Here is a 15,543-nt window from a genome sequence, read left to right as displayed (position 1 = left end):
GGCGGTTTAAAATTGGGAGTCTGTCTTTTTTAAATAATCTGTAAAATAATAGCTAAAAGTAAAATGACATAACCACTCATTAAATTCACTACGTCGTTATCAATGAAGCGGTATCCAGAAATTAAGCGACAAGGTTTTTGATGATGATTTTCTTGTTCGGTGATTTTACCGCAGACTTGGCATTGATACTTACTTTGTAATGTCGCCCCTAATAAACTATCAATTAACATACCGCCAACACCTAAAAGTAATGGGATCAAAAGAAGGGCACCGGTGAATAATTGGGGCGTAAATAACCAAGTACCAAGAGCATAGGTAGCTGAAATAAGTAAGCTTCCACCTACTGCTGCTAAACTTCCTAAAAGCGAGACACCGCCTGATAAGCCGGGGGCAACTTTTTTGAAATTAACGAGATTGTAAGGTCTACTTTTTGAAAGCAGACCTATTTCAGATGCCCAGGTATCGGCTGTAGTAGCTGCGATAATTGTTGACATAAGTAGAGTCCAATTGAGATTTAAGACGTTAAAATAAGCTAATAAAGCGCAGCTAGCTAATGGTAAACTATTGGCTAAAAGTTGTTTGGCATCTCGTGTGGCGCCTTTTTTACCAATGGTATCTTCTTTTTTTGACAGGTATTTTTTTAAGGCGTGGATTAAAATAGCACTGCCAAAAAATAATCCCAGTAAAAACCAGATAACAGGTGGGGAGAATGCAGCTAGAAATGTCCCCAATAAAATGAAAGTAAAATATCCTGAACGGGTTAAATAGTTGGCAATATAAAGGAAGAAACCAATTACGGCTGTAAAAAGTAGACCGCCTGCGGCAAGATAAAAAGTAATCATGATAGACTCCTTAATTTTAAGAATAATTCTAGTGTTAGTGTAACACGAAAAAACACTGTTAGAGTGACTTGCCTTTATTCGTTTGGAGCCCAATCGAAATAAAGACAAGAATCTAACAGTGCTTTTTAAATTTTACAGACCAATTGTATAATCGTCGTCTTCCATCGCTTCAACTTGACCTAATAAATACCCATTACCCACTTGTGAGAAAAAGTCATGATTACTAGTACCAGTTGAGATACCGTTCATAACAATTGGATTCACATCGTCAGCGGTATCGGGAAATAGTGGATCTTGACCCAAGTTCATCAAAGCTTTGTTGGCATTGTATCGTAAGAAAGTTTTAACTTCTTCTGTCCAACCAATTTCATCATATAATTCTTCTGTATAACGTTCTTCATTTTCATATAATTCATACAATAAATCATACATCCAATTTTTTAACGCCTCTTGTTCTGCCTCTGGTAGTTCATTAAACCCAAGTTGGAATTTATAACCAATGTAAGTACCATGGACGGATTCGTCACGAATGATTAATTTAATGATTTCCGCTACATTGGCTAATTTATTGTTGCCTAAATAATAAAGGGGCGTATAAAAGCCAGAATAAAATAGGAATGTTTCCAAAAAGACACTGGCAATTTTCTTTTCTAGCGGTGTGCCGTTCTTATAAATTTCATTAATTCGTTCTGCTTTTTTTTGTAAATAAGGATTGGTATTGGTCCATTCAAAGATTTCGTCTATTTCTGATTTTGTGTTTAAGGTTGAAAAAATAGAGGAATAACTTTTTGCGTGAACAGATTCCATAAATTGAATATTATTTAGTACTGCTTCTTCATGGGGGGTACGGACATCGTTACGTAATTGTTCCATTCCGCTTTCAGATTGCACGGTATCTAATAAGGTTAAACCACCAAAAACGTGACCCACGGTTTGCTTTTCTAAATCAGATAAAGTCCGCCAGTCATCTAAATCATTTGATAGTGGAATACGTGTATCTAACCAAAATTGTTCTGTTAGTTTTTCCCACGTTGATTTATCGATAATATCTTCAATTTCATTCCAATTAATGGCTTCGTAATAAGTTGCCATGATTTGCCTCCTAATCTAAGTTGTTGTATCGTCTACAGCTAATCGCCGCAAGTAGAACTTTAATATCTCAAATTCTACTATTGCAACTAGTTGAAAAATACAACTTAAATGACACAGCTTTCACATTGATTGCTACCGATTTCTTCGGCATCGTCTGTAAAGGTACGAATATAATAAATCGATTTAATTCCTTTATGAAAGGCGTAATGACGTAAAATATTTAAGTCCCGTGTTGTTTGTTTGGTTGTTGCAGTTTTCCATTCATAAAGACCTTTTGGAATATCAGACCGCATAAACAAGGTTAAACTCATACCTTGGTCAATGTGTTGTTGGGCTGCCGCGTAAACATCAATGACTTTGCGCATATCCATATCATAAGCAGATGTGTAGTAAGGCAATGTATCATTTGATAAGTAAGGTGCTGGGTAGTAAATTTTCCCGATTTTCTTTTCTTGTCGCTCTTCAATCATCCGCGTGATCGGATGCAAGCTTGCACTGGTATCATTAATATAAGAAATCGAGCCGTTTGGTGCTACTGCCAAGCGGTTTTGATGATACAAGCCATCTTTTTGGACAGCTTCTTTTAGTTTTGCCCAATCTTCACCAGTTGGAATAAAAATTCCTTCAAATAATGCTTTAACTTTATCTGATTGTGGCAAGTGATTTTCAGCAATATATTTATCAAAATAGCTGCCATCGGCGTAAGCTGATTTTTCAAAGTTGTAAAAAGATTGCTGGCGTTCTTTAGCGATTTTGTTACTTTCCACTAGGGTCCAATAGTTTAATAACATAAAATAAATATCGGTAAATTCAACAGACTCTTTGGAACCATACACCAAATGATTTTTGGCAAAGAAAGTGTGTAAACCCATACCGCCAAGTCCAATCGTATGAGCCTGCTGGTTCCCATTGGCAATAGAGGGAACCACATCAATATGCGAGTTATCCGTTACAAAAGTCAATGCGCGAGTCATCGCTCTAACTGATTTACCAAAATCAGGACTATCCATTAAGTTGACAATATTTGTGGAACCTAAATTACATGAAATATCAGTTCCTAAAACTTCATATTCTTGACGACCATTTAAAACAGAAGGGGTTTGGACTTGTAAAACTTCTGAACATAAATTACTCATAATAATTTTGCCGTCAATCGGATTTTCACGGTTGGCGGTGTCGATATTGACAATATAAGGATAACCAGATTCTTGTTGCAATTTAGAAATTTCATTTTCTAATTCCCGCGCTTTGATTTTTTGTTTCCGGATATTAGGGTTTTTGACCAAATTATCATATTCTTTGGTGATGTCAACATAAGAAAAAGGTACACCGTATTCTTTTTCAACACTATAAGGACTAAACAAGTACATATCTTCATTCTTGCGAGTTAATTCATAAAATTTATCCGGCACTAAAACACCTAGAGATAATGTTTTAACCCGAATCTTTTCATCCGCATTTTCTTTTTTGGCAGATAAGAAAGCCATGATGTCAGGATGAAAGACGTTTAAATAAACCACGCCGGCACCTTGGCGTTGGCCGAGTTGATTGGAGTAACTAAAAGAATCTTCAAACAGCTTCATAACGGGCATAACACCACTAGCTGCACCTTCGTATCCTTTAATTGGTGCGCCAGCTTCCCGTAAGTTTGATAACGTAATACCAACACCGCCACCAATGCGGGAAAGTTGTAATGCAGAATTAATACCGCGCCCGATCGAGTTCATATCATCAGTAATTTGAATAAGGAAACAAGAAACTAATTCTCCCCGACGCTTACGACCAGCATTTAAAAATGAAGGGGTAGCCGGCTGGTAGCGTTGGTGAATCATTTCATCGGCTAAAGTCATTGCCAATTCTTCATCACCATCGGCAAAATACAAGGCGTTAATGGCAACACGATCTTCATAATTTTCTAGATAAAAAGCACCATCGTTAGTTTTTAAGGCGTATTGGGAATAAAATTTATAAGCTGCCATAAATGATTTAAAAGTGAAATTTTGGGCTAATAAAAAGTCATAAAGTTTCGTGATAAATGCTTGAGAATATTTCGTCAAAAATTCTGTTTCTAAATAATCCTCAGCGACTAAATAATCCAATTTGTCATTAAAAGTAGCAAATTGCTTTGTATTAGGAAGAACATTTTCGCTAAAAAATGCTGCCAATGCTTCTTGATCTTTATTTAAAGGGATTTGACCGTCAACAGGTCGGTTAATTTCGTTATTCAGCTTATAGTAGCTGACATCTTTAAGCTCTTTTAAACTCATGGAAGGACCAACTTTCTTTTTCAGACTCTTAAGATAAAAAAATGCGAAAAAAAGAAGGTGTCCCGCAGATTTTGAAATAATAAAAAAAGCAACTGGTAAAATATGCAACACGTGTTTAAAAAACACTAGTGTAACTGTCCAGTACTATCTTAACTGCGGTACAACCTTAATTAATTGTGTTTAAGAAGCAAGACTGCGTAATTGATCAGGTCTAAAGCCGATAATTGTAGTCTCGCCTGCAGTCGTTACCGGTACACTTTGGAAACCTTGTTCTTTTAGAAAGTTCAATGCGGTAGGTTCTTCATCTATATTAACTTCTTTAAAGTTGACGTGATTTTCAGTTAAAAAGCGTTTAGTCATTTTACATTGCATACAGTTGTTTTTAGAAAATAAAGTGATAGTCATAATAGTTGCCTCCTTAAAATTCTTTATATACTCAGTATAGAGAAGTGGTAGTAAATGTCAATCAAAAAACACTAGATATTGTGTTTTGTAATATTAAACATACTATACATTGTGGTTTTGTGTTGATTAAGTGTTTCCAATAGCACAAGGACAAGTTTTCTTTCTCGTTTTCATGAGACGAAAATGAAGTGGTCTAGCTCGAAACAAGAATAATTATTACTATGTGAAAAATATTACAATTTTGTCGATTTTATTGACTTTAAGCGTGACAAACCTTATTCTAAATGAGAATAATTATCAGTCGCAATTGGGTTTTTCTTTATAAAGGAGTAATAATGCAAAAGTTAGCAGAAGTCGCACCAAATCAAACGTTTATTGTGAAAAAAGTAGCAGCGCCTACTGAAGTTCAAAAACATTTGCAAAACTTAGGTTTGTTGCCTGGAAGTCAGGTAGTCTTATTAAAAAGTAAGGGACAAGATGGAATCGTATTAGTGCAAAATACTCGGTTGGCTCTAGATCAAAGCATACTAGCAGCTATTTGTGTGGAACCAGCGATTGAAAAAAGTGAAATCTTATCGTTGGATCAATTAGCGGTCGGCGATAAAGGAAAAGTAATTAAAATATTTGGTGAAGGGGCAGTTAAGCGCCGTCTGATGGATATGGGCTTAACTAAAAACGTGCTTTTAACAGTACGAAAATTAGCGCCTTTAGGTGATCCGATTGAAATTAATTTACGAGGTTACGAATTGTCGTTGCGTAAAAGTGAAGCAGAATATATTTTAGTAGCTTTAATTAAGGAGGGATAGGATGAATCAGCTGCAATTTGCTTTAGCAGGTAATCCCAACAGTGGTAAAACGAGTACGTTTAATCAATTAACAGGATCCATGCAGTCGGTGGGAAACTGGCCAGGGGTAACAGTTGAACGTAAATCAGGTAGTTTAAAAAAGCAAAAAAATATTACTATCCAAGATTTACCTGGAATTTATTCATTATCCCCTTATACCCCAGAAGAAATTGTCGCAAGAGATTACCTTTTAACCGGTATGCCCAATACGATTATTAATATCGTTGATGCGACGAATCTAGAGCGCAATCTCTACTTAACGACACAACTCATGGAAACTGGTATTCCAATCGTTTTAGGTTTGAATATGATGGATTTAGTCAAAAAAAGCGGTAAAACTATTAATATTGCTAAGTTAGCTTATGGTTTAGGTATTCCAGTTGTCAGTATGAGTGCGTTAAAAAAACAAGGCTTAGAAGAATTAATTCACCAGAGTACTTTAGTGGCTGAAAAATTTCCGCCAGAAACAACCTATCCAACTTATGATGATCGCCTAGAAGCGGCATTATCAGAAATTATTGATGTTTTAGGAAATACGGTGCCACAAAAACAAGCGCGTTTTTATGCAGCTAAATTATTTGAAAAAGATGAACTAGCTACCGCGGCTTTAAATTTAAGTAAAATCCAGCAAAAAGAAATTAATGAAATTATTGCGATCACCGAAAAAATTTTTGATGATACAAGTGATGCAATCTTAGTCAATGAGCGTTACGAGTTTATCGCTCGCTTAATGGTGTTATGTACTGTCAATGACGGTGAATTACGCTTTACCATCAGCGACAAAATTGATCAAATTGTTACCAATCGCTTTTTAGCCATTCCGATTTTTGCTTTTGTAATGTGGGGCATTTATTATTTGTCAATTCAAACAATTGGAGTCATGGGGACTGACTGGGTCAATGATGTATTGTTTGGTACGCTTGTGCCGGATTTTATCGCTAAAAATCTCCAGGTCTGGCAGGTTGCACCTTGGATGCAAGATTTAATCTTAAATGGCATTATCGCAGGTGTGGGAGCTGTTTTAGGTTTTGTACCACAATTGTTAGTTCTCTTTTTATGTTTATCGCTCTTAGAAGACTGTGGTTATATGGCTCGAATTGCTTTTGTGATGGACCGCTTATTTCGTAAATTTGGCTTATCTGGAAAATCATTTATTCCCATGTTGATTGCAACAGGTTGTGGTGTTCCAGGTGTTATGGCCAGCCGTACAATTGAAAATGAAAAAGATCGACGTATGACAGTAATGGTAACAACCTTCATGCCGTGTTCGGCTAAATTACCAATTATTGCCTTGGTTGCGGGGGCCTTTTTCCCACAAGCGAGCTGGGTAGCACCTTCTGCTTATTTTATCGGAGTAACTGCGATTGTTTTATCTGGGATTGCATTAAAGAAGACGCGCATATTTGCAGGCGATCCTGCACCATTCATCATGGAATTACCTGCATATCACTTGCCGCAAGTCAAAAATGTTATGCGCCAAACATTTGACCGAGGTTTTTCTTTTATAAAAAAAGCCGGCACAATCATCTTTGTTTCAAGTATTATTTTATGGTTTATGTCAAATTACAATTTTGCCTTTCAAGCAGTTGCAGGCGATAAAAGTATCTTGGCAAATTTAGGCCGAGTAGTGGCACCGTTATTTGCACCATTGGGTTGGGGAAATTGGCAAGGCGCGGTGGCGACTATAACTGGACTAATCGCCAAAGAAAATGTCATAAATACTTTTGGCATTTTATTTAGTCATTTAGATGAAGTTTCGGAAAATGGCGCTGAAATTTGGGGACCACTTCAAGCAGCCTTTACACCAGTAGCAGCCTACTCCTTTTTAGTGTTTAACTTATTATGTGCTCCTTGTTTTGCAGCAATGGGTGCGATTCATCGGGAGATGGGGAATGCCAAATGGACTTTTATTGTTGTTGGTTATCAATGTGGTCTGGCTTATGCTGTAAGTTTTGTTATATATCAATTTGGCCATGTCATCTTTGAAGGTGGCGCAGTTAATCTAGCAACGATTCTTGCTGTTGGTGTGCTAGCATATATTGTTTATGTTTTAATGCGCAAAACACCTGCACCAAAAGATGACGTTATCTCCTTTCAGCAATTAAAAGAGGAAGTGAAATAAATGGTAGCTACGATAATTTTAAGTATTTTAATATTTGGTGCAGCGGGCTTTGTTATCTATCGCCAAGTAAAAAAAGGTAGTAGTTGTGAAGATTGCAAAACCAGTTGCCCGGTGAAAAAACCAGATTAAAATAAACTGCTTTTAACTGAAAATAAAAAAAGAGAAGTGTTGCGGGTTGTTTTTCCGTCACACTTCTCTTTTTTGAAATGAAATTTAATTGTCGAAGCAAATTTTAGTCGCTATTTGTTAATACGTTTATATAAATAATATTTTGTTACGCCACGCATTGGGGTATCTGGTAATTGGCCAAAGATAATAAAGCCACTTTTTTGATAAAATTCTACCGCCTGATAACTTTTTGTCGTTAAAGTCAGATTGATAACTCCTTCTTCTTGAGCCCAATCTTCTAGTGCTTGTAAAAGTCTTGAACCAATACCTTGATTTTGAAATTCCGGTTTAACGGCTAGCAGACTGACGTGAAGATTTTCAAAATCTTCCTTAGCAATGAGGCCACCCACTAATTCTTCGTCTAAAATTGCCGCGATTGCAAGTTTTTCATGTTTTTTTGGCAGTTCTTCGTGAAATTGCTTTTGGTATTGAGCAGTAAAGACATCTCTTAATAAGGGTTCAATAGTCTCTGTTTGACTGGTTTCAATTCGTATCATGAAAATTCCTCCTGTCTATGCCCTTTTAGTATAGCAGTTTCGCTATTAAGAATGTAGTGTCATATTTTTGACTTAAGAAATAAACTATAAGGAAAAATGTCATTTATGTTTGAATTTGTTTGTTATTCTCCTTTTTAGCACGAATAACAAAAAAATATGTTAGAAAGGGTTTACAAGTGTTTGTTTTCGTGATAAGATACTTTTGAAGTTAATACTTAGTGGATTGTTACTATTCGATTAGGCAAAAACCGCGAATGAGAGGTCAATACCAGTGTCTTTACATGGTATGATAAACCTGTCATTTGCGGTTTTTTTATTGGTTTATAAGAGGAGGGAAGTTATGTACCGCATTATTCAAGTCTTAAATAATAATGTTGCCATTATTCGAATAGAAAACGATGAGCAGGCTATCGCAATGGGAAAAGGAATTGTCTTTCAAAAGAAAAAGGGTGATTTATTAAAGAAAGAGGAAATTAGTAAGCTTTTTATGTTGCGTAATAAGGAGTCTCAACAAAATTTCTCATCTTTACTAAAAGACTTGCCCTTAAATTTTATTACAACTGGCTATGAGGTGATTGATACAGCCGTTCGTAAATTCAATTATCCAGTTCAAGAATATATATATGTTACTTTAACGGATCATATTTATTGGAGTTATCAAAATCAACAAAAAGGTAATTATGAAATTAGTCGCTTGCCTGATATGAGTAAAGAGTATCCTACCGAGTATGCGATAGGTAAAATGGCTGTTGCAATCATTAATAACCGGTTGAATACCTATTTTCCAGATGATGAAATTAAAAGAATTGCGCTTCATTTTATTAATGCTAAACGTGAAGGCGAAGTAACAGAGGAAGTGGCTGATCCTCGGCAAGATATTGTTAAATTAGTAGAGAAGGTATTAAAGCAAAAAAATATTCATCGAACAGAAGAAAATAAAAATTTTTATGATCGTTTGATGATACATCTGAATTATTTTGCTGACAGACTTAATCAACCAGAAGAACAGGTCATCTTTTCTAAAAATCTTGAGACAAATATTAAAACGGATTATCCAAATGCCTACGAAATAGGTAATGAAATCTATCAATTAATCAGTGATTACGCTGGGCGAAAACTTAGTGATAGTGAACGAGTATATCTGGCAATTCATATCCAACGACTACTACGAAAGAAGGTTTAACAATGAAAGAAATGAGAACGTTACCAAAAGATTTTATTATGGGTGGTGCAACCGCCGCATACCAAGCAGAAGGGGCAACAAAATTAGATGGTAAAGGATTAGTCGCATGGGATACGTGGTTAGAAGAAAAAGGACGATACACGGCTGAACCTGCTAGTGACTTTTATCATCAATATCCAGTTGACTTAAAACTGTGTCGTGATTTTAAAATTGATAGTTTACGTATGTCCATCGCTTGGAGTCGAATTTTTCCTAATGGTTTCGGTGAGATTAATCAAGCCGGTGTAGATTATTATCATCGTGTTTTTTCTGAATGTAAAAAGCAAGGAGTAATTCCTTTTGTGACGATTCATCATTTTGATACACCTAAAACCTTATTTGATAATGGTGATTTTTTGAATCGAGAAAATGTTGAGCATTTTGTAAACTATGCAAAATTTTGTTTTGAGGAATTTAAAGAAGTACATTATTGGAGTACATTTAATGAAATTTATCCTGTTGCCACGAATCAATATTTAACAGGTATCTTTCCACCAGAAATAAAATTTGATTTAAAGAAAGTTGTAACTTGTTTGCATAATATGATGTGGGCGCATGCAAGAGCCGTAAATATTTTTAAAGATGGTAATTACAAAGGTGAAATTGGTGTTGTTCATTCTTTAGAACCAAAATATCCTTATTCTGAAGATGAAAAAGATGTTCATGCTGCGGCTAAAGATGATGCCTTGTCGATAGCATTTTTATTAGATGCCACCTATAAAGGGCGCTATTCAGAAAAAACAATGACACTAGTTAATGAAATATTAGCAGCGAATAATACGAGTATTGAATTTGAAGAATCAGATTTTGTTGCAATGGAAAAAGCAGCGACGCAAACTGATTTTCTAGGAATTAATAATTACCAAAGCCACTGGGTGCAAAATTATAATGGAGAAAGTGAGATTGGCTTCAACGGTACTGGTGAAAAAGGAACGAGCTATTATCGTATTAAGGGAATTGGAGAACGAGTTCAAAGAGAAGATATTCCCAAAAATGATTGGGATTGGGCAATTTATCCAGAAGGGTTATTTGACTTACTAGTTCGTATTAAAGAAGACTATCCTAATTATGGAAAAATTTATATCACTGAAAATGGCTTGGGCTTTAAAGATGATTTCAATGACGGTGTAATTATAGATGATGCACGGATTGAATATTTACGAGGTAATTTTAATTCAATCTCAAAAGCAGTGGATGCTGGCGTGATGGTTAAGGGATATTTCATTTGGTCTTTAATGGACGTGTTCTCTTGGGCGAATGGCTACAATAAGCGGTATGGCTTATTTTATGTAGATTTCAAGACGCAAAAACGTTACCCCAAAGAATCTGCCTATTGGTATAAGTTTGTTAGTGAAACGAAGGTAATTATTTAAGTAAATAATACAATAAGAAAAGTGAGTATAGCAGTATGAAAAATAAAGTCAGAATATTGAAAAAACGGGGCGTAAGAGATGAATAAAGAAGAGTTACAAATGCTAGGATTTGAAATTGTTGCTTATGCCGGAGATGCACGCAGCAGCTTGTTAACCATTATTAAACAAGCGCGGATTGGAAACTTTGAAAATATAGCAAAACTTATGGCTGAAGCAGAAGAAAATTTAAATTTAGCTCACAATGCTCAAACAAAATGTCTAGCTGCAGAAGCGCAAGGTGAGGACCTAGATATTGGTTTTATTTTTATTCATGGTCAAGATCACCTAATGACGACAATACTTTTAAAAGAGCTCACAGAAAATTTTGTCGATTTATATAAAGAAAAATACAATAAGTAAAAGTTAGGGAGGAAATAAAATGAATGCCATTATTAAACAAATCGAAAAGCACCAGGCAACTTTCCAAAAGATCTCAAGAAATATTTATTTGTCTGCTATTAAAGATGGTTTTTTGGCCGCGATGCCTGTCATCTTATTTTCAAGTATTTTTATTCTAATCGCTGCGATTCCGCCAATTTTTGGTGTTGCTTTACCAGCAAGTTTTGAGACATGGTTATGGAAAATTTACGATTTTACTATGGGATTAGTGGGGATGTTGGTAGCTGGTACGACAGCGCGTTGTTTAGCTGGATCGATGAATCGTAAAATGCCAGATGGAAAAGTAATTAACGAAACTTCTGTTATGCTAGCTTCTATTTGCGGGATGTTATTACTTGCAGTAAATAAAACGGACGGTGCTTTTGTTGCCGACTACATGGGAACTAAAGGATTATTATCCGCTTTTGTTGCTGCTTTTATTACAGTTAATATGTATAAGTTCTGTATTAAGCGTGATATTACAATTAAAATGCCACCGGAAGTGCCTGGAAGTATTTCACAAAATTTTCGGGATGTTTTTCCTTTTTCTTTTTCAGTAGTAGCGTGTGCAATTATCGATTTGATTTCTCGTTATTTCATTAATGCTCCTTTTGGGGAGATGTTTTCTAAATTATTATCTCCACTTTTTTCTGCTGCAGAATCTTATCCAGGAATGGCACTAATCTGGTTTTTAGTTCCAATGTTTTGGTTTGTTGGGGTTCACGGTCCATCTGTAGTTAAACCTGGATTATCATCTGCTCTGTATGGAAATACAGAAGAAAACTTACGATTGTTTCAAAATGGTGAGCATCCTTTTCATTCACTAACAGAGAATTTTGGGAATTTTATTGGTGAGTTAGGTGGTACAGGTGCAACATTTATAGTACCAATTATCTTTATTTTACTAATGCGGTCAAAACAGTTAAAAGCGGTAGGAAAGGCATCAATTATTCCGGTAATGTTTGCAGTGAACGAACCTTTACTATTTGCAGCACCGATTATTTTAAATCCATACTTTTTAGTACCGTTTTGTTTGGCCCCAGTCGCAAATGTGCTCATTGGTAAGTTATTTATCGATGTTTTTGGCATGAATGGATTCATGTATGTTTTGCCGTGGGCGACACCTGGACCAATTGGGACAGTGCTTTCAACCAATTTTCAACCTATTTCATTTGTGCTAGCAGCAACATTATTGATAGTAGATTTCTTTATCTACATGCCGTTTTGTAAAGCTTATGATAAGGTTTTAGTTGAGCAAGAAGCGCAACGAGCCGAAGAAATCGATGAAATAGAGACGATTGTACCAGAATTATCAGCAAACACTGCAGCGGCTGTTGTGGATGGAAACGAAACTGTTGTTGTAGAAAATAGCTCGGCTGTTAGTACAAATGCTAGCGGGAAAGGGATTGATGAAGATTTAAATGTTTTAGTTTTGTGTGCTGGTGCGGGAACGAGTGCAATGTTAGCAAATGCTTTGAAAAAAGGTGCCAACGAAACAGGAAAACATATAAATGCAGCAGCGGGATCTTATGGATCTCACTATGATATTATGAATAACTATGATGTTATAGTTTTAGCACCACAAGTAAATAGTTATTACGAGGATATCAAGACGGATACTGATAAACTAGGTATCAAACTAATTGCAACTAAAGGGGCACAGTATATTAATTTAACCCGTGATCCAAAAGGTGCAGTTGACTTTGTCTTGGGGGAATTAAATAAATAAATTTGCTAAGTTTTCTGCTTAGTTAAGGTAGAACAACATGTAGGTTCTACCTTTTTCTTATAGTGTCTATAACAGATTTTGGAAAAAGATAGCAAGTTAAGTTGATAAACGCTATTTTTGTGAACCAGTTTAAGTGAAAGAATTTTTAAGTGAGGTTCAGCAATGGAGGAAAATGCAAATGGAAAAATATCTAATTAAAGATTGGTGTTTTTATTTAGGTGATAATGATATTGCTTGGCAAAAAGACTTTAATGACAAAGATTGGCAGAAAATAACAGTTCCTCATGATTGGAGTATTACTCAAGATTTTACCAAAGATGCTTCTAGCGGTACAGGATATTTACCAGGAGGGATTGGATGGTATCGGGCTCATATCATGACAAAAGAAATCGGGAAACTTACTGATAAAATTACACAATTACGTTTTGAAGGTGTTTATAAAAACTGTCAAGTTTGGGTGAATGGGTATCATTTAGGCGGATGGGTCTCTGGCTACAGTTCATTTCAATTCAATTTGACTGAAATTTTAAGTTATAACACTAATGAAGAAATTGTAATTGCCGTTAGAGTAGATCATACAGATATTGCGGATTCTCGATGGTACAACGGTAGTGGTATTTTTCGTCCTGTCTCAATTGTGACTAATTATCCTGTTATGATAGATCGTTATGGAATCACTTTTAACACGGCGGCATTAAGAGGTGATGAAGCTGTCATTCAAACAAAAATAGCTGTCACAAATTTTAATGAAGAAAAAAAAGAAGCACATCTTAAGCAAAGTTTGACAGATTCCGCGGGCACAGTCATAACTATTGGAGAAAAAGAAGTCACATTATTTGCAGGGGAAATTAGTGAAATTCAATTTGAAATGAATTTGCCTGATCCAAAATTATGGCGACCAGAAACACCAAATTTATATACCTTGACAACGGTTCTTTCAAGTAATGGCAAAGTGAATACTTATCAAGAAAAAGTGGGAATTCGCACCTTTGTATTTACTGCTGACAATGGCTTTATTTTAAATGAAACAGATAAAATGAATTTAAAAGGTGTTTGTCTTCATGAAGATGCAGGTTGTTTTGGTACTGCGGTTCCCAAAGAAGTCTGGCTTCGACGTTTGTTAAAATTAAAAGAAGTGGGTTGTAACGCTATTCGAATGGCTCATAATCCCCATGCACAAACTTTGTATGATTTATGTGATGAATTAGGCTTCTTTGTTTTTGATGAAGCCTTTGATGAATGGGAAAATCCTAAAAATAAATGGTGGCAAGGGCACAATGTTTATCCGCCTAAATATGAAGGATACGCTAAAGATTTTCCTGTTTGGCACAAGCATGATCTAATTGATATGGTTCAACGAAATAAAAATCATCCGTCAATTATTGCTTGGAGTATCGGTAATGAGATTGACTACCCTAATGATCCGTATGCCAATGAATTGTTCAATGAAATGGAAGGAAATAATGATGCGAATAAACCAGTAGAAGAACGAATATATAATCCCAATCGCCCTGATACCCGTCGTTTAACAACAATTGCTAAGCAGTTAAGTCAGATTGTTCATAGAGAAGATAAAACTAGGCCAACAACTTTGGCTGCGGCATTTCCAGAATTATCTTATCAAACTGGCTTAGTGGATAGTGTAGATTTGATTGGTTATAACTACAAAGAACATTTATACGAAGAACATCATCGCTTGTTTCCCGATAAACCATTTATTGGTAGTGAAAATCGACACAGTTATCAAAACTGGTTAGCGGTTAGAGATAATGATTATATCGCGGGTCAATTTTTATGGACAGGAATTGATTATCTAGGAGAATCACGTGGTGTTTGGCCAAAACATGGAACTTATCGTGGATTACTTGATATGTGTGGCTATGAGACGATGATGTTTTATAAACGTAAAAGCTGGTGGTCTGAAGAACTAACAGCCCAACTTTTTACCCGCCCAGCTAAAGCAAAGTCTGCTGAACCATGGGAAGCAGTTTATCGTAAATGGAATTACATTGCTGGTGAACAAGTGGAAATCCGATTGTATACTAATGCGGATAAGTTTGAATTAGTGTTAAATAATGACATGATTTCATTAGTTTTCGACGAAGTAGAAGGATACTATTCGGGTATTATGCGCTATGTAGCAGGTGAATTAACAGTAAGGGCAGAAAAAAATGGAGAAAAAGTTACAGATACGCTTAAAGCTGTAGGGCAAGCCCAACGATTGCAAGCAAATGTATGGACCACGCCTAAAGACTATAAGGATTTTCTATCAGAAGATGAAATTATTAAACAAATTGAATTGTCACTAGTAGATAAAGATGGCAATTTAACATCGGAAAATCAGATTATCACTTTTACTGGCGAAAACTGTGAATTTTTAGGTTTTGAGAATGGAAACATGGCTGATACAACAAATTATAGTGAACGGTATCGTTATAGTTATAACGGTCGCGCTATTTGCTACGTGAAAGTACTACCGACCACTATTAATGCTAAAGCCGTGTTTTCGATTTCGGGGTACCATGATTTAGTAGTTGAATTATAAAGATTAATTACAGTAGTTT

13 protein-coding genes are annotated in these 15,543 nt (G+C 35.6%); 8 read left to right on the top strand and 5 right to left on the bottom strand.

Translation table 11 applies throughout. The annotated features are described in order from the left end of the window. Positions 1-29 precede the first annotated feature (29 nt). From IGI65_RS12895 to nrdH, 4 genes are all read right to left on the bottom strand, one after another. Positions 30-842, bottom strand: a complete 813-nt coding sequence (locus tag IGI65_RS12895; RefSeq protein ID WP_438774290.1) for a DUF92 domain-containing protein — start codon at positions 840-842, stop codon at positions 30-32. A 132-nt stretch (positions 843-974) separates the two neighbouring features. Further along, positions 975-1,937, bottom strand: coding sequence for a class 1b ribonucleoside-diphosphate reductase subunit beta (gene nrdF / locus IGI65_RS12890; RefSeq protein ID WP_412257028.1), 963 nt, complete (start codon positions 1,935-1,937; stop codon positions 975-977). A 101-nt stretch (positions 1,938-2,038) separates the two neighbouring features. Further along, positions 2,039-4,201: a class 1b ribonucleoside-diphosphate reductase subunit alpha gene (gene nrdE / locus IGI65_RS12885; RefSeq protein ID WP_438774289.1), complete on the bottom strand. Its 2,163-nt coding sequence runs from the start codon at positions 4,199-4,201 to the stop codon at positions 2,039-2,041. Between the two features lie 180 nt (positions 4,202-4,381). Continuing rightward, positions 4,382-4,606 carry a glutaredoxin-like protein NrdH gene (gene nrdH / locus IGI65_RS12880; protein ID WP_071864545.1) on the bottom strand — a complete coding sequence of 75 codons (225 nt, stop codon included), beginning with the start codon at positions 4,604-4,606 and terminating at the stop codon, positions 4,382-4,384. Between the two features lie 335 nt (positions 4,607-4,941). On the opposite strand from nrdH, the gene IGI65_RS12875 reads away from it, so the two are divergent. The 3 genes from IGI65_RS12875 to IGI65_RS12865 are packed head-to-tail and all read left to right on the top strand — an operon-like array spanning position 4,942 to position 7,702. Then, a complete protein-coding gene (locus IGI65_RS12875; RefSeq protein ID WP_412256900.1) occupies positions 4,942-5,412 on the top strand; it encodes a FeoA family protein in 471 nt (156 codons plus the stop codon). A gap of 1 nt (position 5,413) precedes the next feature. Continuing rightward, complete coding sequence (gene feoB, locus IGI65_RS12870) at positions 5,414-7,573, top strand: ferrous iron transport protein B (RefSeq protein ID WP_438774288.1); 2,160 nt, start codon at positions 5,414-5,416, stop codon at positions 7,571-7,573. Continuing rightward, positions 7,574-7,702 (top strand): FeoB-associated Cys-rich membrane protein, encoded by a 129-nt coding sequence (locus IGI65_RS12865; RefSeq protein ID WP_095007047.1) that lies wholly within the window; start codon positions 7,574-7,576, stop codon positions 7,700-7,702. Between the two features lie 110 nt (positions 7,703-7,812). Here IGI65_RS12865 and IGI65_RS12860 read toward each other — a convergent pair whose 3' ends face one another. Next, positions 7,813-8,238, bottom strand: a complete 426-nt coding sequence (locus IGI65_RS12860; protein WP_095007048.1) for a GNAT family N-acetyltransferase — start codon at positions 8,236-8,238, stop codon at positions 7,813-7,815. A 340-nt stretch (positions 8,239-8,578) separates the two neighbouring features. Here IGI65_RS12860 and IGI65_RS12855 point away from each other — a divergent pair, with 340 nt between their 5' ends. From IGI65_RS12855 to IGI65_RS12835, 5 genes are all read left to right on the top strand, one after another. Beyond that, positions 8,579-9,421, top strand: a complete 843-nt coding sequence (locus IGI65_RS12855; RefSeq protein ID WP_438774287.1) for a PRD domain-containing protein — start codon at positions 8,579-8,581, stop codon at positions 9,419-9,421. 11 nt (positions 9,422-9,432) lie between these two features. Continuing rightward, entirely contained in the window at positions 9,433-10,833 is a 1,401-nt protein-coding gene (lacG, locus tag IGI65_RS12850; RefSeq protein WP_438774438.1) for a 6-phospho-beta-galactosidase, read from the top strand. 78 nt (positions 10,834-10,911) lie between these two features. Next, complete coding sequence (locus tag IGI65_RS12845) at positions 10,912-11,232, top strand: PTS lactose/cellobiose transporter subunit IIA (RefSeq protein WP_438774286.1); 321 nt, start codon at positions 10,912-10,914, stop codon at positions 11,230-11,232. A gap of 19 nt (positions 11,233-11,251) precedes the next feature. Beyond that, positions 11,252-12,979 (top strand): PTS lactose transporter subunit IIBC, encoded by a 1,728-nt coding sequence (locus tag IGI65_RS12840; protein ID WP_438774285.1) that lies wholly within the window; start codon positions 11,252-11,254, stop codon positions 12,977-12,979. 178 nt (positions 12,980-13,157) lie between these two features. After that, a complete protein-coding gene (locus IGI65_RS12835; RefSeq protein ID WP_438774284.1) occupies positions 13,158-15,524 on the top strand; it encodes a glycoside hydrolase family 2 TIM barrel-domain containing protein in 2,367 nt (788 codons plus the stop codon). The last annotated feature ends 19 nt before the right edge of the window (positions 15,525-15,543 follow it).

It is taken from the genome of Enterococcus sp. DIV0755b (assembly GCF_051713765.1).
Lineage (GTDB): Bacteria > Bacillota > Bacilli > Lactobacillales > Enterococcaceae > Enterococcus_C > Enterococcus_C canintestini.
Note: the sequence above shows the minus strand (reverse complement) of the source record. Positions and strands in the feature narration are given on the sequence as shown.

Coding starts and splice junctions, on each gene's coding strand:
- nrdH (WP_071864545.1), bottom strand. CDS start 4,606: ATGACTATCACTTTATTTTCTAAAAACAACTGTATGCAATGTAAAATG.
- IGI65_RS12840 (WP_438774285.1), top strand. CDS start 11,252: ATGAATGCCATTATTAAACAAATCGAAAAGCACCAGGCAACTTTCCAA.
- IGI65_RS12865 (WP_095007047.1), top strand. CDS start 7,574: ATGGTAGCTACGATAATTTTAAGTATTTTAATATTTGGTGCAGCGGGC.
- feoB (WP_438774288.1), top strand. CDS start 5,414: ATGAATCAGCTGCAATTTGCTTTAGCAGGTAATCCCAACAGTGGTAAA.
- IGI65_RS12855 (WP_438774287.1), top strand. CDS start 8,579: ATGTACCGCATTATTCAAGTCTTAAATAATAATGTTGCCATTATTCGA.
- nrdE (WP_438774289.1), bottom strand. CDS start 4,201: ATGAGTTTAAAAGAGCTTAAAGATGTCAGCTACTATAAGCTGAATAAC.
- IGI65_RS12835 (WP_438774284.1), top strand. CDS start 13,158: ATGGAAAAATATCTAATTAAAGATTGGTGTTTTTATTTAGGTGATAAT.
- IGI65_RS12875 (WP_412256900.1), top strand. CDS start 4,942: ATGCAAAAGTTAGCAGAAGTCGCACCAAATCAAACGTTTATTGTGAAA.
- IGI65_RS12845 (WP_438774286.1), top strand. CDS start 10,912: ATGAATAAAGAAGAGTTACAAATGCTAGGATTTGAAATTGTTGCTTAT.
- IGI65_RS12860 (WP_095007048.1), bottom strand. CDS start 8,238: ATGATACGAATTGAAACCAGTCAAACAGAGACTATTGAACCCTTATTA.
- lacG (WP_438774438.1), top strand. CDS start 9,433: ATGAGAACGTTACCAAAAGATTTTATTATGGGTGGTGCAACCGCCGCA.
- IGI65_RS12895 (WP_438774290.1), bottom strand. CDS start 842: ATGATTACTTTTTATCTTGCCGCAGGCGGTCTACTTTTTACAGCCGTA.